A 25069-nucleotide genomic window follows, 5' to 3' on the forward strand; every position below is an offset into this window, starting at 1 on the left:
TGTAACTTTTGATACAAAAGAAAAAACCTTTCCGATTTGGAAAGGTTTTTTACTAAATATTGTTTTTCTATGATGGCTCTTCTCCTGGAAGTAATGGTGTTGTTTGCAACACAAAATCTTGTCCATGTAAATAATCGCTATCATCGTCATTTGGATCTACTTTTTTACTATAATCGTAAGCCCATCTATGTACTTCAGGAATTTTACCTGGCCAGTTACCATGTATATGTTCTACTGGAGTTGTCCATTCTAAAGTATTAGATCTCCATGGGTTTTGAGTAGCTTTCTCTCCTCTGTAAATAGAGATAAAGAAGTTCGCTAAAAATATAATTTGAGCTATACCACCTACTAAAGCAAATATTGTAATAACAACATTAATATCTGCTAAATCATCAAACATTGGGAAAGCTGTGTTTGAATAGTATCTTCTTGGTAAACCAGCTAATCCTATAAAATGCATTGGCCAAAATACACCATAAGCACATACTATAGTTATCCAGAAATGCCAATAACCTAATGTTTTATTCATCATTCTACCATACATTTTTGGGAACCAGTGATAAATACCAGCATACATCCCAAAGATTGCAGAAACACCCATTACTAAGTGAAAGTGTGCTACTACAAAGTAAGTATCATGAATTGCGATATCTAAAGCAGAATCACCTAAAACTAATCCTGTTAAACCACCTGTTACAAATGTTGATACTAGACCAATAGAAAATAACATAGCTGGGTTTAATTGTAAGTTACCTTTCCATAAAGTTGTTACATAATTAAACGCTTTTACTGCAGAAGGAATTGCAATTAATAAGGTAGTAAATGTAAATACAGATCCTAAGAATGGGTTCATCCCTGAAATAAACATATGGTGACCCCATACAATTGTAGATAAGAATGCAATTGCCATAATTGACATAACCATTGCTCTATATCCAAAGATTGGTTTTCTAGAATTTGTTGATATAATTTCTGATGTAATACCTAATGCTGGTAATAATACAATATATACTTCTGGGTGACCTAAGAACCAAAATAAGTGTTCAAATAATACTGGTGACCCACCTTGATAATGTAATACTTCTCCTGATATAAAAATATCTGATAAGTAAAATGATGTACCAAAGCTTCTATCAAAAATTAATAATAGAGCTGCTGATAATAAAACTGGGAAAGAAACAACACCAATAATTGCTGTAATAAAGAATGCCCACATTGTTAATGGCAATCTTGTCATTTTCATTCCTTTTGTTCTTAAGTTTAATACAGTAACAATATAGTTTAATGCTCCAATTAAAGAAGAAGCAATAAAGATAGCCATAGATACTAACCAAAGTGTCATACCTGTTCCAGAACCTGGTATTGCTTGTGGTAATGCACTTAAAGGAGGGTAAATTGTCCATCCTGCAGATGCTGGTCCAGCTTCAACAAATAATGATATTACCATAGTTACACTTGATAAAAAGAATAACCAATATGATATCATATTTAAGAAACCAGAAGCCATATCTCTTGCTCCAATTTGTAATGGAATTAATAAGTTTGAGAATGTACCACTTAAACCCGCTGTTAATACAAAAAATACCATTATAGTACCATGTATTGTAACTAGAGCTAAATACATATCAGGATTCATAACACCATCTGTTTGGTGTGGTCCTAAAAATGCTTCAATAATCGTAAACGATTTTTCTGGCCATGCTAATTGTAACCTAAATAGCATAGACATTAATACTGCAATAATTCCCATAAACATACCTGTAACAAGGAATTGTTTCGAGATCATTTTATGATCTTGACTAAAAATATATTTTGTTACAAATGTTTCTTTATGATGATGATCTGACATAATCTTATTTTATTTGTAGTGTCTTAATTTTTTTATTTTGCTAATACTGATGCTAAAGTTGGTTGCTTAGAAATCCATTCGTCATACTCATCTTGTTCTACAACAGTAATCTTCATTTGCATGTTGTAATGAGATGCTCCACAGATTTTATTACACAACAATAAGTAATCGAACTCGTAAAGTTCTTCTCCTTTAGCACTTCTTACTTTATTAATACCTTTTGTTTTTGCAACAACTTCTGGTTGTTGTCTCATTTCTTCAGTTGTATACTTTGGTGTAAATCCAAACTCTGTAACCATACCTGGCACACAGTTCATCTGTGCTCTAAAGTGTGGCATATAAGCAGAATGTAATACATCTTGTGAACGGAATTTAAAATGTATTTTTCTACCTTTTGGTAAATACAATTCAGTTACTTGAATATCGTCTTGAGAGTTTTTATCAGACATATCTACACCCATAGTGTTAATGCCTTCAATAAAGTTTACGTTTCCTAAACCTAAAGTTTTATCTTCACCTGCATAACGTGCATCCCATCTAAATTGTTGAGAGTAAACTTCTATAACGATTGGATCTTCTGCATCAGATAAATCCATAACATTATTCCACTGCCATAAACCATATCCAATTAAAACTACTAATACAATAGCTGGTGTAATTGTCCAAATAGCTTCTAATTTGTGACTATCTGCATAAAACTTCGCTTTTCTTTCTTTATTACCTCTATACTTAAATGTGAAGTAAAAAATTAAGAATTGCATGATAAATTGTACAATACCTATTAACCAGAATGTAATATTGAATAATCTATCATCATGTTCCCCTTCTAGAGAAGCTGCTTCAGGTAACATTATTACATTCATGAAAATCAAGCAATAAATCATCATTGCATATAAGAAAACCATGAAATAAATCGCATATTTTCCTTGTTTGGCATTATCAGCATCATCTGCAATTACAGTTCTAAAATTTAAAATTCTAGTTATTTGCCAAAAACTTACACCTATTGCAACACCTATAAAAATATAAAATAGAGCTAGCATATATATCGTTTCTTAATTGTTTTTAATTCTTTAATTTATTAATGGTGAGCTTCTGATTCTTCACCTCTATGTTCTATATTGTAATAGTGAAAGTGTTCACTTTCTTCTAAGAATGGGTTACCTTTTGGAATAGGGTTTGCTTTTGCAAATGCACTAAACACTGTATAAATAAATATTCCTAAGAAGAATAAAAACGCTCCTAATTCAGGGATTCCAAATGACCATTGAGCACCAACTGTACCAGGCATTATCATTACAAAAACATCAACATAATGTCCTGTTAAAATAACTATACCTCCAATAACCACAAACCAAGGAATACTCTTAAAATCACTGTTAAGTAATAATAATATTGGGAACACAAAATTCATAACAAGCATTGATAAAAATGGTAATTTATACTCATTAAATCTTGCCATAAAATAAGTTGTTTCTTCTGGAATGTTAGCATACCAGATTAACATAAATTGAGCAAACCATAAGTATGTCCAGAATACAGAAAAACCAAACATAAATTTTGCTAAATCATGAATATGACTATCGTTTACACCTGGTAAAGCATTTTTAGAACGTAAATAAATTGTAACAAATGCAATTACTGTTAAAGCACTTACTAATAAACTAGCTAAAACATACCAGCCAAATAATGTAGAGAACCAGTGAGGGTCAAGACCCATTATCCAATCCCAAGACATCATAGATTCTGTTAACATAAATATGAACAAAAATACTACTGAAACATTATAATTTAATTTATAGGTTTTATTACCATCGTTTGCAGTATCCTCTGCTATAGAATTCTTTCTAATGAACCATCTGTAAGCATTCCATAATAAAAGATAAACAATACCTCTAATTGTCCAACCAGGAACATTTATCCACCAAGATTTACCATCTACAATTGCATCGTAATTTGGGCTTGTTGGGTCAAAAGTACCTTCTGCCATCCAAGGAAACATATGATTTACATGTAACACAGAAGCTGATAATATCACTAATAACATTATAATTGATGTTGGCACTAAATTAGCTGAAATTGCTTCCATAACTCTAAATAGTACAACAGACCAACCTGATTGTGCAACTCTTTGAGCAGCGTAGAATGCTAATACTAAAAGTGATATACCTAAAAAGAAAAATAAAGATACATAGAATGCAGACCAAGGTTTGTTTTGCATTTGATGAAAAACATGTTCTGCATGAGCATTATCATTATGAGAATCATGAGCACTTGTTTCATTGTCTATAATCGGCTTATTTTCATGTGCACCAGATTTACTATCATGTTCATTCTTATGAACTTCTTTCTTTTCTCCATGAGAATTACCATGATCATCTCCATGAGAAGATTGATGTGCCATAATTTCTTTTGCTTCTTCTAAAGTTGAAGGAGCAGTTAAGAAACCATAACCAATACCTAAAGCACCTACTATGATAAGTATGATTGATGCTAATTTTAGTTTACCTGAGAATTGATACATATTTTTAGTATTCTATCTTATTGTAATTATTTTAATAAATCTCCACGTAATTGTTCTACGTAATGAATTATTTGCCAACGTTCTTTATATGTTAATTGAGACGAATGAGAACCCATTAAGTTTTTACCATGCATAATTACATGATAAATAGATCCTGCATTAATATCTCTATCTGCATAACTTGGTATACCAGCAAACTTATCTGCTTGAGCTAGATAACCATTTCCATCACCTTTTTTCCCATGACAAGAAATACAGTAAATATCATAAAGCTGTTTACCTTTTTCTAAATTTTCGTCATTTAAAGCCAAAGGATTTGTTAATTCAGCTTTTGCTTTATCATATCCTTCTGGTGTATCTGGTATGTCATAAGCAGGATGTCCTCCTCTTGAAATAGTACCTGCAACAGGCTTAATGTTTACTGGTGCATTATTAATACCATTTGCTCCATTAGCATCATAAGGCACAGACTCATACATGTCTGGCATATATTGTAATTGGCGTTCTCTTCTATTATTACAAGAAATTAAGATACTTGCAAAAAATACTAAAGCAATAATTGATTTTAAATTTTTCATTATCTATTGATTAGTGCTTATCTACTACATTTATTTCAACAGCCCCAGTTTTAGTTAATAAAGTAGTTAATTCTTCTACATTATCACCTACAGGTATTTCCATTAAAAAATGATCGTCTGTTGTTCTAGGATCTGGATTTTCAGCTTTTTTAAATGGCCATATTCTACTTCTCATGTAAAAAGTAATTACCATTAAGTGAGCTGCAAAAAACACTGTTAATTCAAACATAATTGGCACAAATGCTGGCATATTTTCGAACCAAGAAAAACTTGGTTTACCACCAATGTCTTGTGGCCAATCTTCTATCATCATATAATTCGTCATCCAAATAGCAATTGCTAAACCTGTAATACCATACATAAAAGCTGTAATTGCTAATCTTGTTGGTGCTAATCCCATAGCTTTATCTAAACCATGAACAGGAAAAGGGCAAAATACTTCTTCTATATGATGGTGTTCTGCTTTTACAGCTTTAACAGCATCTAATAGAATTTCGTCATCATTATATAATGCATGTATAACTTTAGATGATTCCATATTTACTTTTTATTCTTTTTATCTGAAGAATCTTCTTCAGTGATTTTATTATCAGCTAAAACAATAGCTGGTTTAGTTGGTATACCTTGTTCTCTTCTTTTCTTGTAAAACTCTCCAGAAGATTTTAAAATTGTCTTAACTTCTGCTTGTGCTATTACTGGAAATGTTCTAGCATATATTAAGAATAATACAAAGAAGAAACCGATTGTACCAATAAAAATACCTACATCTACGAAAGTTGGTTCAAATCTCCACCAAGTTGATGGTAAGTGACCTTTACTTAATACAATCGCGATAATATCAAAACGCTCAAACCACATACCAATGTTAATAAAGATTGATATGATGAAAGACCATATAAAACTTCTTCTTATTTTCTTTATCCATAATAACTGTGGTGTTAAAATGTTAAAGAATAATAAAGAATAAAATGCCCATGCATAAGGTCCTGTTGCTGCACCTACAGATAAGTAAGTATAGTTTTCATAAGGAGAACCTGTATACCAAGCTATAAAAAATTCTGTTGCATATGCTACAGCTACAATACCACCTGTTAAAATGATTACTATGTTCATATACTCAACATGTAAACGAGTAATATACTCTTCCATGTTTGTTACTTTACGCATAATACCTAATAAAGTTTGCACCATTGCAAATCCTGAAAAGATTGCTCCAGCAACAAAGTAAGGTGGAAATATCGTTGAGTGCCATCCAGGGTTAATAGATGTAGCAAAGTCAAAAGATACAATTGTGTGTACAGAAAGTACTAAAGGAGTAGCTAAACCTGCTAATACTAAAGATACTTCTTCAAAACGTTGCCAATCTTTTGCTCTACCTGACCAACCAAAACTTAATAATGCATAAATTTTCTTTTGAAAAGGTTTTACAGCTCTATCACGAATCATAGCAAAATCTGGCAGTAAACCTGTCCACCAGAAAACTAATGATACAGATAAATATGTAGAAATTGCGAATACATCCCAAAGTAATGGTGAGTTAAAGTTTACCCATAAAGATCCAAACTGGTTTGGTATAGGTAATACCCAATAACCATTCCAAGGACGACCCATGTGAATGATTGGGAATAAACCTGCTTGAAAAACGGCAAAAATTGTCATTGCCTCTGCAGATCTGTTAATTGCCATTCTCCATTTTTGACGGAATAATAAAAGTACAGCAGAAATTAATGTTCCTGCATGACCAATACCTACCCACCATACAAAGTTGGTAATATCCCAAGCCCAACCAATATTCTTGCTTAGACCCCAAACTCCAATACCTGTTCCAACTGTATAGAAGATACATCCAAATCCCCAAAGCATTGCTGCTAAAGAAATATAAAATGCCATGTACCAATTCTTATTTGCTTTACCTTCTATTGGTCTAGCAATATCTTCAGTAATATCGTGATAACTTTTATCACCTAACACTAAAGGTTCCCTAATGGGTGCTTCGTAATGAGACATATTCTATATCTTAATTTTTAATTACGCTTCGTTTGTGTTTTTAATTTTAACCTGATAGATTACATTAGGTTTTGTCTGTAAGTAATCTAACACATTATAAGCTCTTTTATCTTCTACTAAAGAAGTTACTTCATCTTCTTTATTATTTACATCACCAAATACTAAAGAACCTGTTGTACAAGCAGACGAACAAGCTGTTTCAAACTCATCTGTATTTACTGCTCTACCTTCTCTTTTTGCTTTTAAAATAGTTGCTTGTGTCATTTGTATACACATAGAACATTTTTCCATAACTCCTCTAGAACGTACAGTAACATCTGGGTTTAATACCATTTTACCATACTCATTGTTCATATTAAAGTCAAACTCATCATTGTTAGCATAGTTAAACCAGTTAAAACGACGAACTCTATATGGACAGTTGTTAGCACAATATCTTGTACCTACACATCTGTTATAAGCCATTTGATTTTGTCCTTGACGACCATGAGATGTTGCTGCAACAGGACAAACTGTTTCACAAGGTGCATGGTTACAGTGTTGACACATCATTGGTTGGAAAGTAACTTCAGGATTTTCTGCTTCAGTTTCTAAAGCTCTGTAAGTTTCTCCTCTACTTAATCCTAATTCTTTTGCGTCTTCTCTAGTTTCTACTTCAGAAGAATAATATCTATCTATACGCAACCAGTGCATATCTCTACCAACTCTAACTTCTTTTTTACCAACTACAGGTACATTGTTTTCTGCATGACAAGCAATAACACAAGCACCACAACCAGTACATGAAGTTAAGTCTATAGATAAATTAAAGTGATGTCCTAATTCTCTATTGTGCTCATCCCAAATATCAATTGTATTTGCTTCTACTTCTTGATGATCATAAGAAACATAAGCTGGCTTATTCCATCCATGATGATGATCTTTAGGATCTATAGTTTTATATTCCTTTAAGGAAGCAACCTTTAAAATATCATGACGCCCTGCAATTGTTTTTTGAACTTGTGGACATGCAAACTCATGATTACCTGCTACTTTTTCTATAGCAACACCAAATTGTACATTGTTAGAATTAGCATAAAGTGGGTAAGCATTTACTCCAACCTGCATTTCTTCTTTTAAACCAAAAGTTCTTCCATAACCTAAAGACAATCCAAAAGATCCTTTTGCTTGTCCTGGCTGAATGATTACAGGTAAAGTAACTGATTTACCATTTAAAGTAATTTTAGCATAATTACCATCAATAGCTCCATTATCTCTAACTGGGTTTTCAAAACCTAACTCATTGGCATCTGCCATAGACATTGTTAAGTAATTGTCCCAAGAAACTCTTGTTAATGGATCAGGGAATTCTTGTAACCAAGGATTGTTTGCTTGCTTACCATCACCTAAACCAGTTTTAGTGTATAAAGTTAATTCGAAACCTGTTGCTTTTTTAGCTGAATTTGATAAAGCGTTTGCAGCATCTGCTACATTAACTTCTGTTTCAAATTCTACAGTTTCGATTACTTCTAATTTATAGAAACCATTATGCAGTGCCTTGTTCCAAGAACTACCAGATAATATATTTTCTGTTGCAAATGATTTTAAATAATCGTAATATTTTGTTGAATTACCAGACCACTTTAATAACGTATCTTGAATTTGACGTGTATTAAATAAAGGCTGAATAGTTGGTTGAGATAAGCCATAAGTTGCTTGATCAAAATGTGTATCTCCCCAAGATTCTAAGAAATGTGGTGTTGGTAATGCAAATTCCATTGCATCAACAGTTTCGTTATTCTCAGTTGATAATGCAACCTTTAAAGAAACTTTACCTAACCCCTTTACAAAATCTTCAGTTTTAGCTAAAGAATAAATAGGGTTAACATTATAAGTTAATAATCCACCAACTTTTCCAGAATTCATATCAGCTATTAACTGATTTACTTCTGAATCATTTCCTTGACGTATATTTAATGTATTTGTAGTGTCAAAAATTTCACTACCTAATGCTTCGTTAATTGCAAATGCAACTAGTTGTGCATTTTTATCATTCATACCTGTTAAAACAACACCTTTAGAACCTGCTTTTTTAAGTTCTGCTGCCATTACTTTAACGTCTGCATCAACAGGTGTTGATTTAGATGATATATTGCTACCAGTGATTGCGTTATATAAATTGATTAAAGCAAAAACTTGATCAGATGGTTTTACAACCACTCTTTTATCAGAATTTGCACCAGTTAAAGACATATTGCTTTCAAACTGAACATGATAAGACATGCTTCCAGTTTCTGGCTTTCTACCATTTACATATTGCTTTTCAAAACCTCCATGGAAATCTCCTAAGAAATCAGCACCAAAAGAAACTATAGTTTTTGCTTTATCTAAATGATAGTTTGGTAATGCTCTTTTACCATACATAGCCATCATAGCGTCTGTAGCTCCAGATTCTGAAACTGCATCATAAACTACATGTTTAGCATTTGGGTTAGCAACTATAAATTCTTCAATTATTTTTTCTGTAGATGGGCTAGCTAAAGTACCTGTTAATAAAATAACTGATTTACCAGAACTCTTTAAATCATTTAATTTAGCAGCTATTGCAGCATCTGCATCAGCCCAAGTAATAGTTTCACCACCCTTAGTTGGCTCTTTTAAACGAAGTTTCTCATCATACAAAGATAAAACAGAAGCTTGTACTCTTGCAGAAGTAGTTCCATTAGCCTCTTTGTTAGGCATAATTTGTATTGGACGACCTTCTCTAGTTTTTACTAAAACATTTGCAAAATCAAAACCATCTGCCATAGAAGAAGCATACCAATCTGCAACACCTGGGATATAGTCGTTTGGTTTTACAACATAAGGAATAGACTTTCTTACAGGTCCTTCACAAGCAGCTAATGATGCAGCAGCAGTTGTGAAGCCAATGTATTTAAGAAAATCTCTACGAGAAGTAGAAGAATTTTCTAAAGTATCTTTATCTCCTAAGAATTCATCTGTTGGAATTTCTTCTACAAACTCATTTTTACTTAGCGTTTCAACAATAGAACTACCTTTAAGTTCCTCAACACTTTTCCAGTATTTTTTGTTTGAAGCCATTTATTATTTAGTTATTAGTTGTTAGTTTTAGCTATTAGTTTTCACTTCGACTAAAACTATCATTCTTCTTTTTTTAATAGTGACATTTACCACACTCTAATCCACCAAGTTGAGCTATCGTAACTTTTTCTACGTTATATTTTTTAGCTAATTCTTTGTGAATCTTTTCATAATACTCATTTCCTTTTGTATCAACCCCAGTTTCTCTGTGACAGTTAATACACCAACCCATTGTTAATGGAGAAAACTGACGCATTTCATCATACTCTTCTACAGGACCATGACATTTTTGACATTTTAAACCTGCAACAGTTACGTGTTGTGAATGGTTAAAATATGCAAAGTCTGGTAAATTATGAATTCTAATCCATTTTATTGGTTTTTCTTCTCCTGTATACTCAAGAGTTTCTGGGTCCCAACCTGCAGCCTCATATACTTTTGCTATCTCTTTGTCTAATTCTGCTTTACCATAAGTAACACCATCCCATTCTACCTTAGTTCCTTCAGCAACTTCAGCAATATTTTTGTGACAGTTCATACAAACATTTACAGAAGGTATTCCTGAGTGTTTACTATGTTTTGCTGATGAATGACAATATTGACATTCGATTTTATTTTCTCCTGAATGTATTTTATGAGAAAAAGCAATTGGCTGTAATGGCATATAACCTTCATCTACACCAACTTTATACAATGTGCCAAATCCAACATAAGCAGCGACTAACAATAAAAATATTGTTGATACAACTTTTAAGAAAGTGTTTTCTTTAACACCTACCCAAAGTTCTTGTAAATCTCTCCTTAAATTAGATTTTTGATTTTCTGCAGTATTACCTTTTAACTCGCTAACTTGCTTTAGCAAACTCGCAATCATTAAGAAAGCAACAACTATAGCAGCAGCAAGAATGTAAATTAACCACTCTGGAGCACTACCAACATTTACATTTGTTGGATCCACAACTGCTGTGCCTTGAGCTGTTTTAGCTACAGGATCTCCAACTGTTGTATAATATAAAATATCATTTATTTGTTGGTCTGATAACTGAGGAAATGCAGACATCACAGATCCATTGTATTCTTCAAAGATTGCAATTGCATCTCTATCTCCAGTAGCTCTTAGTTCTGCATTATTTTTAATCCATGCAATTAACCACTCGTTTTCTCTTCTTTCTTCTACACCTCCAAGCGCAGGTCCAATCAACTTTTTATCTAATTTGTGACAAGATGCACAAAGTTGTTTGAATAATTTCCTACCTTCTTTTTGACGTGCTTCATCTACATCTTGTGAAAAAGAAGATAAACTAAACGCAAAAAAAAGAATTATGGAAAAACTCTTAAGAAGTACTCTACTTAGCCTATTGTGTAATGATACACTTTTCATATATACAAACTATTTTAGTATCGTTTTAAATCGTTCAAAAAAATAGGTTTTGAACAGTTGCACAAAAGTACTACATATTGCCATATTTTAAAAAAAGAAAGGATTGTTAAATATTAATTTATAATAATTCTAAATAATATATTTAACAAATTTATTTTTAATCAAGTCGTTACATTTGTATAAACATTTTATTTATGAAAAATAAAGTATTCTTAATCGTTTTTTTCTTTATCGCAACTACATATATCGTAGATGTAAAGGCACAAAATAAGACCAATAGCAGTAAAGAAATTAAAGAATTAATAGCTAAAAAAAGGGCTTTTAATGATAAATATGGGTATGGATATACTATTCAAATTTATTATGGGAATGAAACAAAAGCAAGGAGCTTAAGAAGTAAATTCAGGATAGATTTCCCGAAAGTTTCTACGAATTTAAACTACGAACAACCATATTGGAAAGTTCAAGTTGGTAATTATAAAACAAGATTAGAAGCAGATAAAGCTGCACTACAATTTTCAGAAAAATTTTCTGGATTAATTGTGATCCCTCTAGGAAAATAAAATTTTTTTAAAACATAAAAAAAACCAAAATCTAAATTGATTTTGGTTTTTTTATTTTGATATGTAAAGTTTTTATAACTTCTTTTTAACTGCAACTTCTTTATAAGCTTCAATTTGATCTCCTTCTTGGATGTCATTGTAGTTCTTAATTTGAAGACCACAATCGTAACCTTTAGCAACTTCTTTCACATCGTCTTTAAAACGTTTTAAAGAAGCTAATAAGCCATCGTGAACAACAATACCATCTCTAATGATACGTATTTTAGAATCTCTAAAGATTTTACCTGTCATTACCATACAACCTGCAATATTTCCAATTTTAGAAATCTTGTAAACTTCTCTAATTTCAACAGTTCCTGTAACTTCTTCCTTCATTTCAGGTGAAAGCATACCTTCCATTGCATCCTTAAGATCGTTTATTGCATCGTAAATGATAGAATAAGTTCTAATATCTACTTCTTCTCTATCTGCTACTGCTCTTGCATTTCCTTGAGGTCTAACATTAAATCCAACAATAATAGCATCTGAAGCAGTTGCTAATAAAACATCAGATTCTGTAATTGCACCTACACCTTTGTGTAAGATATTTACTTGAATTTCTTCAGTAGAAAGTTTTTGGAATGAATTAGTTAAAGCTTCAACAGAACCATCCACATCACCTTTTAAGATGATATTTAATTCTTTAAAGTCTCCTAACGCAATTCTACGTCCAATTTCATCTAATGTTAATGTTTTTTGAGTTCTTACAGATTGCTCACGTTGTAATTGAGAACGCTTTGTAGCAATTTGTTTAGCTTCTCTTTCATCATCAAAAACAAGGAATTTATCACCTGCTTGAGGAGCACCATCTAAACCTAAAATAGACACAGGTGTTGATGGACCAGCAACTTTTAACTTTTTGCCTTTATCATCAAACATGGCTTTTACTTTACCACTATTTTTACCTGCTAATATATAGTCTCCAATTTTTAAAGTACCTGCTTGTACTAAAATTGTAGTTACATATCCTCTACCTTTATCTAACTGTGCTTCTACAACAGTACCAACCGCATTTTTATTTGGGTTAGCTTTTAATTCTAAAACTTCTGCCTCTAATAATACTTTTTCTAATAACTCATCTATACCTTGACCTGTTTTTGCTGAGATATCTTGAGATTGAATGTTACCTCCCCATTCTTCAATTAATAAATTCATTGAAGAAAGTTGTGTTTTAACATTATCTGGATTAGCATTTGGCTTATCTATCTTATTAATTGCAAAAATGATAGGTACACCTGCTGCTTGAGCATGAGAAATTGCTTCTTTTGTTTGTGGCATTACATCATCATCAGCTGCAACAACAATAATTACTAAATCTGTAACTTGAGCACCTCTAGCACGCATTGCTGTAAAGGCTTCGTGACCTGGTGTATCTAAAAATGCTATTTTTTCATCACCAACTTTTACAGAGTAAGCTCCAATATGTTGGGTAATTCCTCCACTTTCACCTTCTACAATATTTGCATTTCTAATATAATCTAATAAAGATGTTTTACCATGATCTACGTGCCCCATTACAGTAATAATAGGTGCTCTTTTTTCTAAATCTTCTGGTTTATCTTCTACTTCTTCAATAGATTCTTCTACTTCTGCACCAACAAATTCTACTTTATAATTGAATTCTTCTGCAACAATTACTAATGTTTCTGCGTCTAAACGTTGGTTCATAGTAACCATCATACCTAAAGACATACATGCAGAAATAATATCTGTTACTGGAACATTCATCATTGTAGCAACCTCACTAACAGTAACAAATTCTGTTACTTTTAAGATTTTGCTTTCTAATTCTTGTGCTTCTAATTCAGCTTCTGATTGCTCTCTGTGAGCTTCTCTTTTGCTTCTTCTGTATTTTGCTCCTTTACCTTTTGAAGATCTACCTTGTAATTTTTCTAAAGTTTCTCTTACTTGTTTTTGGATTTCTTCTTCAGTAAGTTCTTCTTTTTTAGCAGCTGGTCTTTGATTACCTCTACCTTTAAAACCTTTATTGTTTCCTCTATTGTTTTGAGAACCTCCTCTATTATTGTTACTTGTATTAGAACCAACAGGCTTGCTTATACGTTTACGCTTTTTCTTTTTATCTGATTTAGCGTCTTCTTTCTTAGCTTCTGGTTTTTTCTTTTTAGGTTTTTCAAATTGTTTTAAATCAATTTTTTTACCTGTAAAGTTTGGTCCATCTAACTTTTTATACTGAGTTTTAATCTTTTCAGCATTTTCTGGAGTAACTTCTTCTGTTTTTTCTACTTTCTCCTCTTTTTTAGGAGCTGCTTTTTTTACCTCTGCTTTTGGAGTCTCTTTTTTCTGAACCTTCTCTTCTTCTTTTTTAACCTCTACTTTTGGTTGTTCTTTTACAACTTCTTTAGGCTTCTCTTCTATTTTAGGTTCTTCTTTAGCTACTGGCTCTTCTTCTTTAACTTCTGGCTTAGCTGGTTTACCTAAGTTGTCAATATCAATTTTACCAACAGTTTTAAACTCAAGCTTTTCTGCTTTAGCCTTAAGAATCTCTTCTTTCTTTTCTTCTTCTGCTCTTTTCTTCTCTAATTTGGCTTCAAGCTCTAAACGAATAGCTTCTTTTTCTTTTCTCTTTTCTTCACCAACTTCTTTTGAAGCTGCTTTTTTATTAGCATCAGTTTCAAAGCCATCTAAAAGAACTTGATATTCTTCTGATGATATTTTTGTAGTTGGTCTAGCATCGACTTGAAAACCTTTACTTGCTAGATGCTCTACAGCTCTATCTAAAGAAATATTTAACTCTCTTAGAACTTTATTAAGCCTCATTGTTTTGCCTACAGACATATAATTCTTTTAACTTTATAAATGTAAAAGTATATACTTTTACGTTACTTTAATGTTATTTTTCTATTCTTCGAATTCTTCTTTTAAAATTCTCTGAACATCTATAATTGTTTCTTCTTCTAAGTCAGTTCTTTTTACTAACTCACCTACACTAGTTTCTAATACACTTCTTGCTGTATCTAAACCAATGTTTTTAAATTCTGCAATAATCCAGTCTTCAATTTCATCTACAAACTCTGTTAACTCTACATCTTCTTCTTCTAAACCTTCTCTTTGAACGTCTATTTCGTAACCTGTTAACTCACTCGCTAAACGAATATTTACACCACCTCTACCAATAGCTTTAGAAACTTCTTCTGGTTTAAGTAAAACATTAACTCTACCTTTTTTACCATTCTTTGGTTCTTCAAAAGTTTCTATTTCCATAGAAGTTACTTTTGCAGGACTTAAAGCTCTTGAAATGTATAATTGTTCGTTTTTTGTATAATTGATAACATCTATATTTTCGTTACCTAATTCACGAACTATACCATGAATTCTTGATCCTTTAACACCTACACAAGCTCCAACAGGGTCTATTCTATCATCATAAGAATCTACTGCTACTTTTGCTTTTTCACCTGGAATTCTTGCTACACCTTCTACTGTAATTAAACCATCGAAAACTTCAGGAATTTCTTGTTCAAATAATTTGTTTAAGAAAGCTGGTGAAGTTCTAGATAAAATAATTGCTGGTTTGTTACCTCTTAATTCTACAGATTTTATAACTCCTCTTACAGAATCTCCTTTTCTGAAAAAGTCTGAACGTATTTGTTCGCTTTTTGGTAGTACAATTTCATTACCCTCATCATCTAACAAAATAATTGCATTATGACGAATGTGATGCACTTCTGCACTAAATATTTCACCTTCTAAATCTTTAAATTGCTTAAAGATGTTTGTACTATCATGTTCATAAATCTTAGAAATTAAGTTTTGACGTAAAGCCAAAATTGCTCTTCTTCCTAAGTCTATTAATTTTACTTCTTCAGATACATCTTCACCAATTTCAAAATCTGGCTCTATTTTTCTAGCTTCAGATAATTCGATTTCTTCATTATCGTCTTCAGACATACCATCTGCAACTACAACTCTGTTTCTCCAGATCTCTAAATCTCCTTTATCTGGGTTTATAATAATATCAAAATTGTCATCAGAACCAAACTTACGTTTTAGTGCTGCTCTAAACACCTCTTCTAAGATAGACATTAATGTTACTCTATCTATACTTTTATTATCTTTAAATTCCGAAAACGATTCGATTAATGCTATATTTTCCATTACATTATTTGCTTAAAATACAATTTTCACTTTTGCTTCTTTAATATCTTTATATGGTATGGTAACTTTCTTTTCTACAGTTACTTTTCCTTTACCTATTGGTTTTGGCTCTCTAGCCTTCCATTTTAATTCTATTTCTTCTTCATTTACACTGGTTAGTGTACCTTCAAAATTATCTAGTTCTGTTTTTACTTTAAGAATTCTATTGATATTCTTTTTGTACTGTCTTTTAATTTTAAGTGGATGAGAAATATCTGGTGTAGTTACTTCAAGAGAAAAATCTTCTTCATCTCTATCTAAGTTGTGCTCTACATTTCTACTAATTCTAACACACTCACTTAAATTTACTCCATTATCTCCATCTACAGTAACTTGAATTTTGTTATTAGTAGAGATAACCAAATCAATTAAATATAATGATTCGTTCTCTGCTAATGCTTCGTCTACCAAGTCTCTAATCTTACTCTCGTTCATTTTATGCTTAAAAATAAGTATAAAAAGAGGGGACTTTTTAGTCCCCTTCTCTATCATTTTTCCTTAAATTCCGGTGCAAATATACGAATTGTTTAGGATTTACCAAACTTAGTTTGATTCAAATATTTTTTGTAATTTTAGATACAATCAAACCTAAAGCTCTTTTATGAATAAAATATTAGTTCCTGTAGATTTCTCTCAAAGTTCTGAGTTTGCATCAAAAATGGCAAGTACAATAGCCAAAAAATCAAAAAGTGAAGTTTTTCTGCTACATATGATAGAATTACCAACTGGTATTGTTGATATGGGTGCAGGTAGTAATTTTAGCATACCTGAAAGTATGCTATATTTAAGAAAAGTTAAAGAACGTATTGTAGATTTTAAAGAAAAGTTTTTTCATAAAAACACAGAAGTTCATCATTCTATACGTTTTCAAAACCCTCATGAAGGTATTTTAAAGTACGCAAAAAAAGTAGAGGCAGATCTAATTATAATAGGTTCTAAAGGACATTCTAATTTAGACGAAATTCTAATTGGTTCTAATACAGAAAAAGTTGTAAGAACTGCTGATATACCTGTATTAGTTGTAAAAAGAGATAGTAATAAATTTGAACTAAAAGACTTAGTTTTTGCTTCTGGATTTAAAGATGAAAGCGAAAAAATACCTTTTTCAAAGTTTTTAGATTTTGCAAATTCTTTTAAGAGTAAAATTCATTTGGTAAAAGTAAATACACCTTCGAATTTTGAAAGCACTCAAAAATCTAAAGAAAAAATTAAAAAGTTTATTGAAGGTTTTGATTTACCAAAACACTCTATTAATATTTACAATGATGTTTCTGTTAAAAAAGGAATCTTAAATTTTGCTAGAGATATTGATGCTGATTTAATTGCTTTACGAACTCATGGTAGAAGTGGAATTGCTCATTTATTTTCTGCTAGTGTTACAAAAAATCTTTCTAAAAATGCACTAAAACCAATGTTAACAATCAAGGTTTAATTGTTGTTTAGGCTTTCTATAAAATCATCAATTGTAAATGAGTTGTCAACTGAAAAATTTCCAATTTTAGTTCTTCTTAAGGCTGATAAGTGTGCTCCAGAATTTAATGCTAAACCAAAATCGTAAGCTAAAGATCTTATGTAAGTACCTTTACTACAAACCACTCTAAAATCTACTTTGGGAAAATTAATGTTTGTTATTTCGAATTCAGAAATGGCAACTTCTCTTGATTTTATTTCAGTTGTTTCTCCTTTTCTAGCAAGCTCGTACAAACGTTTTCCATCTTTTTTTATCGCTGAAAAAATGGGTGGTTTTTGTTGTATGGTTCCTAAAAATTGCTGTGTAGTTTCCTTTACTAAAGTTTCAGAAATATGATCTGTAGGATATATTTTATCAACTTCAGTTTCTAAATCGTAACTTGGTGTTGTTGCACCAATAGTAAAAGTTCCTGTATATTCCTTTATTTGACCTTGATATGTATTTATATTCTTGGTTTCTTTACCACAACAAATAATTAATAACCCAGTTGCAAGCGGATCTAAAGTTCCTGCATGACCAACCTTTATCTTTTTAATTTTAAAACGCTGTTTAATGTGCCAACGTATTTTGTTTACAGCCTGAAAAGATGTCCAGTTTAAAGGTTTATCTATTAATAAAACTTTACCTTCTAAAAACGATTCTTTAGTCATTTAAAATTAGCTTAGTAAAGAGTAACCTATTGCAATTAAACCAACAATTGCGCAGTAAATTGAAAAGTACGTTAATTTGCTTTTTTTAACTAAAGCAATCATCCATTGACAAGCTAATAATCCTGATACAAATGCAGCTATAAATCCAATAGAAATTGGCATCATTTCTGAAGATTGAAAGTTTAAATCTCCACTTAAAACATCTTTCCCGATTTTTCCAAAAATTAGAGGAACCACCATTAAAAAAGAAAAACGAGCTGCTCTTGTTCTATCTATCCCTAATAAAACTGAGGTAGAAATTGTTGCTCCAGATCTTGAAATTCCAGGTAACATTGCTATAGCTTGTGAAATTCCAATAATCACAGCATTTAAAAAAGAAACTTCTTTATTTGTGTTTTTAGCTTTATCTGCTAATAATAATAAGATAGCTGTTACTATTAACATAGCACCAACCAACAAAATTTTACCTCCAAAAAAAGCTTCTAATTGTTTTTCGAAAAGCAACCCAACAAAAACTGCAGGAATCATAGAAAGTATAATTTTTAAAGAAAATTTTAATTCATCATTCCATTTAAATTGAAATAATCCTTTAAAGATTTCAAAAACTTCTTTTCTAAAAATAACTAACGTACTAAGCGCAGTTGCAAAATGTAAAACCACTGTAAAAGTTAAACTTTCTTCTGGTACAGAAGTGTCTCCTAAAATGGCTTTCGCTAATTCTAAATGGCCACTAGAAGAAACTGGCAAAAACTCTGTTAATCCTTGAATAACTCCAAGAACTATTGCTTCAAAAATGTCCATAATTATTTTTTAGGATCTGCTAGAATTGCATAAATTTCTATAGCCAAACCAATGATGACTAATGTTGGCGCTAAACGAATTCTTTGCCAATTATAAATTTCTTCATTAAAAACTTCTGGATTATCACTTCCTCCACCTACCATAAATATAAAGCCTATTGCAATAAAAAAAATGCCTATAAGCATGATGATATAGTTTTTTTTACCGAACAAAAAAGTGGGTTGTTCTTGAGTATTCTTATTCATATTTTAATAATAAAGTTCGTCTGTTTTTAAGTTTAAAAAACGTTGTGTTGCAAAAAAAGTGCTTAACCAAGTTATTATAAAAGACCCAACTAACACACCTACTGTTAAGTATGTAAGAGTTACATAATCTTTTAAGAAATCTAAACTTGGTATGTATTTGTCTAAATAATAAATAACTATACCTAAACCAATTAACGCTACAAAAGCACCTATAAAACCAAGTTTTATACTTTGTATAATAAAGGGCTTTCTTATAAAACTTTTTGTTGCACCAACCATTTGCATCGTTTTAATATTAAAACGTTTAGCGTAAATAGATAATCTAATTGAGCTATTTATAAGTATAATTGCTATCAAACCAAAAAAACCACTTACTACAAGTAACCAAAAACTTATTCTTTTAATGTTTTTTGTTAAAAGGTTTATCAAAGGTTTATCATATGAAATATCAGCAACAAATGCATTTTTTAAATATTTATTTTCTAATTCAGTAATTTTTTCTGGAGTTACAAAATCTGCATTTAAATAAATATCAATGCCGTTTTTTAGTGGATTACTCCCTAAAAACTCTAAAAAATCTTCTCCTATTTCTTTACTGTATTTTTTTGCAGCCTGTGCTTTACTGGTATAAATTACTTTTCTAGAATATTCCTCTTTTTCAATAAATTCTTTAAATGATTTTATTTGTTTTTGGGTAACATTATCTTTTATAAATAATGTTATTGCAATTTTTTCTTTTACTCTATTTGCAACTTTTGTGGATTTCAATAAAATAAGTCCTAAAACACCTACCATAAATAAAACTAATGCAATACTTACTACTACAGAAAAGTAAGAAGAACGCAATCGCCTTTTTTGGTATGAATCAAATTTTGAAGACATGTTTAGAATTTATTGGTGCAAGATACTAATTCATAATAATTAACTATCTAAAGTTAATATTATTTTAACGAATTGTCTTCTTGACAAAGTTCTATTAAAACACCATTTGTAGTTTTTGGATGTAGAAAAGCTACTAATTTGTTATCTGCCCCTTTTTTAGGAGTTTCATTAAGTATTGTAAACCCTTCTTTTTTTAGTCTTTTTATTTCAGAAATAATATCATCTACAGCAAAAGCTATATGATGTATACCTTCTCCTTTTTTCTCTATAAATTTTGCTATTGGACTATTAGGGTTTGTTGCTTCTAATAACTCAATTTTATTAGGACCAGACTTAAAAAATGAAGTTTTTACGCCTTCTGAAATAACTTCTTCAATCTTATAATGACTTTTACCAAATAATGAAGCAAATAACTGATTCGATTTTTCTAAATCTTTAACAGCAATACCTATGTGTTCTATTTTATTCATATTGTAAAAATAAAAAAACTGGTAAAGAAAATCTTTACCAGCTTTATATTTAATTTGATTGTTTATTTATTTAGCTAATATTCTAAAATCATCAATCATATAAGCTCCATCTAAATCTGTATCTGTACCAGAACCTGTATATTTAAACGCAACATATAAAGTACCTGAAAAAGCAGCTAAATCTATTAAACCACCATCTTTAAATTGATACCATGAATCTGCTTGTGTAGGTATATTTGCAGAAATTGCTTGCCAAGTTGCAGCTGCAACATTAGAACCATCAAAATCTGTAGATACTAAAACTTCTAAAGTATTTGCAGAAGAATCTAAATGATGTTGTGCCAACATAAAGTTAACAAACACTTGGCTATGTGCACTTAAATCTACACTTGGTGATACTAACCAGCCAACATTTACAGCATCACCTGTTCTAAAGGCACTAAACTCTGCATAACCATTTCCACTAAACAGTTGCTCTGTCCATAACTCGCTTCCAGTTTCAGCAACATTTACCCAACCAGGAAAGTTTAAGTTTGTATTATCTGTACCTGCGTCAAAATCTTCTTCTACAACTACAGAGAAATCGTTAATATCTAAAGGCGTACATTTTGGACCATTCATGTCTACATCTTCAACTGAATTTAAAGCTAGTACTAAATCACTACCATTAAACGTTTTTGATACAACTGCAGAAATACTTCCACCACCTGAAGGCATAGGAGTAAAACCAAAAGAAGCAAAAGCACTTGTTTCTAATATAAAGTTTGTAAAACCAAAACCATCACAACTTTCTAAAGTACGTTGAGTATCGAATCTATTATTACTATCATGATAAGTTTTACCAGCTAAAGAAGATGGAAAATGTGCATTTTCTACTTTTACAAAGACACCTACATGACTATCGTTAATTTGAGATAATTTAACAGTTAAAGGTGTAATTTGTTCTGTATTAATAGATCTTAAAACAGCAGATTCTGTTTGATTAATTGATAAGTTTTCTACTTCATCATCAATATTTCTATCACCACCAATTGCAATCACTCCATCACCTGAACGAACCTCTCCAATATATAATCCTTTTAAGTTAATGTAAACTTCTCTACCAAAATTAAATTTATTGTAAGAGTCTATAAACTCAGTCACTACTTTTATTGCAGTAGTTGGACTTGTTGGACTATCTTGTATAAAAAATTCTTTATAAAAATTTCCACTTCTATCTGAAGAAGAAACATAACCTTTTACATAAATATCTGAAGTAATTTCAGTAACCTGCCCATTTACAAAAAGACCTTTTAAATTAGTTATAGAAATTTCACTATAACCACTTGTGTTTAATAAGGCTTGTAATGCAGAGTTTTCTTCTGCTCCAATTGAGTTTGGAACATCAAAATCTCCATCTTCTACACAAGAAGTAAAAGATATACTAGTAACTATTGCTAGTAAAAAGATGATTAATTTATTTGTTTTCATATCACTAAAATTATTTTTTAAAATCTTAAATTAACGTTTAAAAAGTAGGTTGTACCTCTACCATACCAATATCTATTTCCAAAAACTGGAGTGTCTAGAGATTTATCATCTCTTAATTGTCTAAAGTTTGCATTACGTCCTTGTTCAAAACCACCAGATTTATATTCTTCTCCAAACAAGTTGTTTACAGTTGCAAACACACTAATAAACTTATCTCCTATTTTCCAAGATTTACCACCCATAAGGTTAACAACCATATAATCATCAAACTTTTCTTGTTGTAATAACTCTCTTGCTAAAACAGGATCATAATCAGAAAAAGGTAAACCATCTGCATCTTCATAAAAATTAGAAGAACGCGTTAATGGGGCAACATCTACATAAGTGTTTGTAAAAAAGTTACTTGTTGCTCCTATCCACCAATAATCTGGATCTCTATATTCAAAACCAACTGAATAAGCGTTTTGTGGACCAGAGGCAATTTTGTAATTCTTTAAGTTAGAAACATAATCTTTAGATCTAAAATCTGCATCAAAACCACCATTATTAGCAACATCTGATGTTAAATATAAGTTTGGATTATTACCATATGTATATTGTCCAATTGCAGCTGCACCTTTTAATTTAATAGTTGATGTAACTTGCGCTTCTATACCTAATTCTAATCCTACATGATTTCTTTCTATACCTGATAAAACTTCTTGTACAAATGCTGTATTATCTCCTCCAACACCATCAGCAAAATAAAAAGAAATTTCAGTTGCATCAGTAACATTTGTGTAAAAAGCAGTTAATCGAGAAGTTATAATTGGACTTCTAACAATATAACTTAAATCTGTTGTAAAGATTTTTTCGCTTTGTATATTATCTACAGTATTGTTATTTTCTCTTGAGTTAGAGAAAGAGTTTCTAATAGTTGGTGCTTGTGTCATATAACCAACGTTAGCATCTATTAAATGACGACCTGTAATTTTATATGTTAAGCCTCCTTTTACACCAAAATTTGTAAAATCTAATTTTTCTGATAATCCTAAAGAATTATTTACAAAACGTCCATTTTGATATAATCCTTCTCTTTGATGTGTTGTTCTAGAAATATTAAAAGCAGTAAAGAAATCTACTTTATTATATTTAAATTGAGCTTGAGCAAATGCACTAGTTACATCAGAATTTAAATTGAAGTTATATCTAAATGTATCTCCAACACCAACAAGCCTATTAGGATTTAATAAATTGTTTTGTTTACTGTCTGGAGTATCAGCAAAAGGATTAATGTCTAAATAACCAATACCTCCTAATAAATCAATAACTTCTGCAAAATTATGAGATCTTAATCTTCTGTATTCTAACTTAGCATTTAATGTAATATTATTATTAAGATCTGAAGTTAAAATTGTATTTACAGTTAATTGCTTATCATCATTTCTATCTTCATATAAAACATAAGCATTGTCTAAACCACTTGCTGCATTAGTAATGTTTGCATCAAAAATACGATCCCAGTCTACTTGACCTCCATTGATAAAGTCTTGTTGTGCATCATAAGCACCAGCTTTATCTCCATTTCTCAAGAAATAACTTGGTAAATATTGATAATATGTAGGGCTTGGGTTTGCACCACCATTAAAATCTAAACGACTGTTTCCAATTTTACCAAATTGATAAGCCACATTAGTTTGTAAAGTTGTGTTATCAGAAATATCCCAATAATGATTTAACATAAGTATTGGTTCTTCTACTTCTTTAATTCTTGAGTTAATTTTTTTACCATTTAAATATCCCCAATAATCATTATAAGTTATCCCTTTTAAAGCAAATACTTCGTCTGTATTTGGAGAAGATTTACCTCTTCTGTTTGGCGTAAATATTGATGTAAATACTAAACTATGATTTTCACCAAATTGTTTCTCTAAAGCACCAAAAACTGAATATGCATTATAAGTTGTTCCTTCGTTAAACCCTTCGTTTCCTGCTCTTCTACTTGCAGAAAAAGTAAATGACCATCCATCATCAAGAATTCCTGTAGAATGTGTTGCCATTAATCTATGAACATAACTTCTATTAGAAGAAGAATAAGAAATTCTTGTACCTGCTCTTTGTTCAGAAGGTCTTGTGTTTATATTTGTAGAACCTAGCACACCACCAAAAGTGTAATTAGAAGGTGCTAAACCATTGCTAAACTCTTGATTTCTTAATACATCATTTAATCCTCCCCAATTACTCCATTGAGCTCTTCCATCAAAAAGTTTATTCATCTCAATACCATTAATTAAGACTTTACCATTTCCAGAATCTAATCCTTTTATTCTAAAAAAAGATTGACTAAACTCAAAAGCAGCTGATCTTAAAAATACATCTCTAGTTGCTTGTAAAAGACCAGATATATTATCTGCTGCACTAGCATCATCATTTAATTCATCATCTGTAATTGTAATAAGGCTTAAATCTTGGTCTTCTGTAATATCTTTATACAATAAAATAGTACCTAAATCTATTGGATTACCAGAAAACTCTAAAGGAAAATTTTGAGTTTCATAACCAGTTAATTTAATTTCTAGAAGATAACTTCCATTAGGCACACTTTTTAAAGCAAATTTACCATCTAAACTTGTAGTTTGTGATGATGGTGTATTTACAATGTTAACCAAAACACCTTGAAGAGGATTTTCAGAATCGCTATCTTTAACGATTCCTTTTACAATATTTTGAGATTTTATTCCTAAACTAAAGAATAAAATCACCAATATTGAAAATACTGTTTTTCTCATAAAAGTTTTTTGTGGTTGATATTTTTATTTGCAAAATGCCGTCAAAAGTAATGTTTTTATATATTGCTAATGTTAATATAACATTATAAAATTTTTGGCATTCATTTTGTTTTATATGTTTGCAAAATAAATAAT

20 protein-coding genes are annotated in these 25069 nt (G+C 30.8%); 2 read left to right on the forward strand and 18 right to left on the reverse strand.

What is annotated here, in order from left to right; all coding sequences use genetic code 11:
* Positions 1–67 precede the first annotated feature (67 nt).
* The 8 genes from ACFOWD_RS02290 to ACFOWD_RS02325 form a co-directional block, all read right to left on the reverse strand.
* Positions 68–1849 carry a cytochrome c oxidase subunit I gene (locus tag ACFOWD_RS02290; protein WP_298990002.1) on the reverse strand — a complete coding sequence of 594 codons (1782 nt, stop codon included), beginning with the start codon at positions 1847–1849 and terminating at the stop codon, positions 68–70.
* Positions 1850–1881: 32 nt separating this feature from the next.
* Positions 1882–2892: a cytochrome c oxidase subunit II gene (locus ACFOWD_RS02295; RefSeq protein WP_377407777.1), complete on the reverse strand. Its 1011-nt coding sequence runs from the start codon at positions 2890–2892 to the stop codon at positions 1882–1884.
* Between the two features lie 38 nt (positions 2893–2930).
* Positions 2931–4373 (reverse strand): quinol:cytochrome C oxidoreductase, encoded by a 1443-nt coding sequence (locus ACFOWD_RS02300; protein WP_377407780.1) that lies wholly within the window; start codon positions 4371–4373, stop codon positions 2931–2933.
* Between the two features lie 26 nt (positions 4374–4399).
* Complete coding sequence (locus tag ACFOWD_RS02305) at positions 4400–4951, reverse strand: c-type cytochrome (RefSeq protein ID WP_298990010.1); 552 nt, start codon at positions 4949–4951, stop codon at positions 4400–4402.
* Between the two features lie 10 nt (positions 4952–4961).
* Complete coding sequence (locus tag ACFOWD_RS02310; RefSeq protein ID WP_298990016.1) at positions 4962–5489, reverse strand: DUF3341 domain-containing protein; 528 nt, start codon at positions 5487–5489, stop codon at positions 4962–4964.
* 2 nt (positions 5490–5491) lie between these two features.
* Positions 5492–6958 carry an NrfD/PsrC family molybdoenzyme membrane anchor subunit gene (gene nrfD / locus ACFOWD_RS02315; RefSeq protein ID WP_377407782.1) on the reverse strand — a complete coding sequence of 489 codons (1467 nt, stop codon included), beginning with the start codon at positions 6956–6958 and terminating at the stop codon, positions 5492–5494.
* 21 nt (positions 6959–6979) lie between these two features.
* Entirely contained in the window at positions 6980–10039 is a 3060-nt protein-coding gene (locus ACFOWD_RS02320) for a TAT-variant-translocated molybdopterin oxidoreductase (protein ID WP_377407784.1), read from the reverse strand.
* 73 nt (positions 10040–10112) lie between these two features.
* Positions 10113–11420 carry a c-type cytochrome gene (locus ACFOWD_RS02325; protein ID WP_377407786.1) on the reverse strand — a complete coding sequence of 436 codons (1308 nt, stop codon included), beginning with the start codon at positions 11418–11420 and terminating at the stop codon, positions 10113–10115.
* Positions 11421–11614: 194 nt separating this feature from the next.
* On the opposite strand from ACFOWD_RS02325, the gene ACFOWD_RS02330 reads away from it, so the two are divergent.
* Positions 11615–11983: an SPOR domain-containing protein gene (locus tag ACFOWD_RS02330; RefSeq protein ID WP_298990028.1), complete on the forward strand. Its 369-nt coding sequence runs from the start codon at positions 11615–11617 to the stop codon at positions 11981–11983.
* Positions 11984–12055: 72 nt separating this feature from the next.
* Here ACFOWD_RS02330 and infB read toward each other — a convergent pair whose 3' ends face one another.
* The 3 genes from infB to rimP form a co-directional block, all read right to left on the reverse strand.
* On the reverse strand, positions 12056–14818 hold the full coding sequence (infB, locus tag ACFOWD_RS02335) for a translation initiation factor IF-2 (protein ID WP_377407788.1): 2763 nt from the start codon (positions 14816–14818) through the stop codon (positions 12056–12058).
* A 63-nt stretch (positions 14819–14881) separates the two neighbouring features.
* Complete coding sequence (gene nusA / locus ACFOWD_RS02340; protein ID WP_377407791.1) at positions 14882–16138, reverse strand: transcription termination factor NusA; 1257 nt, start codon at positions 16136–16138, stop codon at positions 14882–14884.
* A gap of 12 nt (positions 16139–16150) precedes the next feature.
* On the reverse strand, positions 16151–16612 hold the full coding sequence (gene rimP, locus ACFOWD_RS02345) for a ribosome assembly cofactor RimP (RefSeq protein ID WP_377407793.1): 462 nt from the start codon (positions 16610–16612) through the stop codon (positions 16151–16153).
* A gap of 166 nt (positions 16613–16778) precedes the next feature.
* On the opposite strand from rimP, the gene ACFOWD_RS02350 reads away from it, so the two are divergent.
* A complete protein-coding gene (locus tag ACFOWD_RS02350; RefSeq protein WP_377407795.1) occupies positions 16779–17609 on the forward strand; it encodes a universal stress protein in 831 nt (276 codons plus the stop codon).
* On the opposite strand, the gene truB is transcribed toward ACFOWD_RS02350, so the two are convergent.
* The 7 genes from truB to ACFOWD_RS02385 form a co-directional block, all read right to left on the reverse strand.
* The gene (gene truB / locus ACFOWD_RS02355) at positions 17606–18298 is read right to left on the reverse strand and encodes a tRNA pseudouridine(55) synthase TruB (protein WP_377407797.1); all 693 of its coding nucleotides are present in this window, start codon (positions 18296–18298) and stop codon (positions 17606–17608) included. The genes ACFOWD_RS02350 and truB overlap by 4 nt on opposite strands.
* A gap of 6 nt (positions 18299–18304) precedes the next feature.
* Positions 18305–19099 carry an undecaprenyl-diphosphate phosphatase gene (locus ACFOWD_RS02360; RefSeq protein WP_298990044.1) on the reverse strand — a complete coding sequence of 265 codons (795 nt, stop codon included), beginning with the start codon at positions 19097–19099 and terminating at the stop codon, positions 18305–18307.
* A 2-nt stretch (positions 19100–19101) separates the two neighbouring features.
* Positions 19102–19344: a DUF3098 domain-containing protein gene (locus ACFOWD_RS02365; protein ID WP_377407799.1), complete on the reverse strand. Its 243-nt coding sequence runs from the start codon at positions 19342–19344 to the stop codon at positions 19102–19104.
* Positions 19345–19347: 3 nt separating this feature from the next.
* Positions 19348–20226: a cell division protein FtsX gene (locus tag ACFOWD_RS02370; RefSeq protein WP_377407801.1), complete on the reverse strand. Its 879-nt coding sequence runs from the start codon at positions 20224–20226 to the stop codon at positions 19348–19350.
* A 59-nt stretch (positions 20227–20285) separates the two neighbouring features.
* Positions 20286–20696 (reverse strand): methylmalonyl-CoA epimerase, encoded by a 411-nt coding sequence (mce, locus tag ACFOWD_RS02375; protein ID WP_377407803.1) that lies wholly within the window; start codon positions 20694–20696, stop codon positions 20286–20288.
* Positions 20697–20762: 66 nt separating this feature from the next.
* Positions 20763–22166 (reverse strand): DUF5689 domain-containing protein, encoded by a 1404-nt coding sequence (locus ACFOWD_RS02380; RefSeq protein WP_377407805.1) that lies wholly within the window; start codon positions 22164–22166, stop codon positions 20763–20765.
* A gap of 17 nt (positions 22167–22183) precedes the next feature.
* A complete protein-coding gene (locus ACFOWD_RS02385) occupies positions 22184–24934 on the reverse strand; it encodes a carboxypeptidase-like regulatory domain-containing protein (protein ID WP_377407807.1) in 2751 nt (916 codons plus the stop codon).
* Positions 24935–25069 lie beyond the last annotated feature (135 nt).

Origin of the sequence: Polaribacter marinivivus (assembly GCF_042651285.1) — a bacterium.
Taxonomy (GTDB): Bacteria; Bacteroidota; Bacteroidia; order Flavobacteriales; family Flavobacteriaceae; genus Polaribacter; species Polaribacter marinivivus.

Excerpts from the sequence above, each read along its gene's own strand:
- ACFOWD_RS02380 (WP_377407805.1), bottom strand. The coding sequence starts at position 22,166 with ATGAAAACAAATAAATTAATCATCTTTTTACTAGCAATAGTTACTAGT.
- ACFOWD_RS02300 (WP_377407780.1), bottom strand. The coding sequence starts at position 4,373 with ATGTATCAATTCTCAGGTAAACTAAAATTAGCATCAATCATACTTATC.
- ACFOWD_RS02325 (WP_377407786.1), bottom strand. The coding sequence starts at position 11,420 with ATGAAAAGTGTATCATTACACAATAGGCTAAGTAGAGTACTTCTTAAG.
- nusA (WP_377407791.1), bottom strand. The coding sequence starts at position 16,138 with ATGGAAAATATAGCATTAATCGAATCGTTTTCGGAATTTAAAGATAAT.
- nrfD (WP_377407782.1), bottom strand. The coding sequence starts at position 6,958 with ATGTCTCATTACGAAGCACCCATTAGGGAACCTTTAGTGTTAGGTGAT.
- ACFOWD_RS02370 (WP_377407801.1), bottom strand. The coding sequence starts at position 20,226 with ATGTCTTCAAAATTTGATTCATACCAAAAAAGGCGATTGCGTTCTTCT.
- ACFOWD_RS02365 (WP_377407799.1), bottom strand. The coding sequence starts at position 19,344 with ATGAATAAGAATACTCAAGAACAACCCACTTTTTTGTTCGGTAAAAAA.
- ACFOWD_RS02350 (WP_377407795.1), top strand. The coding sequence starts at position 16,779 with ATGAATAAAATATTAGTTCCTGTAGATTTCTCTCAAAGTTCTGAGTTT.
- mce (WP_377407803.1), bottom strand. The coding sequence starts at position 20,696 with ATGAATAAAATAGAACACATAGGTATTGCTGTTAAAGATTTAGAAAAA.
- ACFOWD_RS02360 (WP_298990044.1), bottom strand. The coding sequence starts at position 19,099 with ATGGACATTTTTGAAGCAATAGTTCTTGGAGTTATTCAAGGATTAACA.
- infB (WP_377407788.1), bottom strand. The coding sequence starts at position 14,818 with ATGTCTGTAGGCAAAACAATGAGGCTTAATAAAGTTCTAAGAGAGTTA.
- rimP (WP_377407793.1), bottom strand. The coding sequence starts at position 16,612 with ATGAACGAGAGTAAGATTAGAGACTTGGTAGACGAAGCATTAGCAGAG.
- ACFOWD_RS02330 (WP_298990028.1), top strand. The coding sequence starts at position 11,615 with ATGAAAAATAAAGTATTCTTAATCGTTTTTTTCTTTATCGCAACTACA.
- ACFOWD_RS02320 (WP_377407784.1), bottom strand. The coding sequence starts at position 10,039 with ATGGCTTCAAACAAAAAATACTGGAAAAGTGTTGAGGAACTTAAAGGT.
- ACFOWD_RS02310 (WP_298990016.1), bottom strand. The coding sequence starts at position 5,489 with ATGGAATCATCTAAAGTTATACATGCATTATATAATGATGACGAAATT.
- ACFOWD_RS02290 (WP_298990002.1), bottom strand. The coding sequence starts at position 1,849 with ATGTCAGATCATCATCATAAAGAAACATTTGTAACAAAATATATTTTT.
- ACFOWD_RS02305 (WP_298990010.1), bottom strand. The coding sequence starts at position 4,951 with ATGAAAAATTTAAAATCAATTATTGCTTTAGTATTTTTTGCAAGTATC.
- ACFOWD_RS02385 (WP_377407807.1), bottom strand. The coding sequence starts at position 24,934 with ATGAGAAAAACAGTATTTTCAATATTGGTGATTTTATTCTTTAGTTTA.
- truB (WP_377407797.1), bottom strand. The coding sequence starts at position 18,298 with ATGACTAAAGAATCGTTTTTAGAAGGTAAAGTTTTATTAATAGATAAA.
- ACFOWD_RS02295 (WP_377407777.1), bottom strand. The coding sequence starts at position 2,892 with ATGCTAGCTCTATTTTATATTTTTATAGGTGTTGCAATAGGTGTAAGT.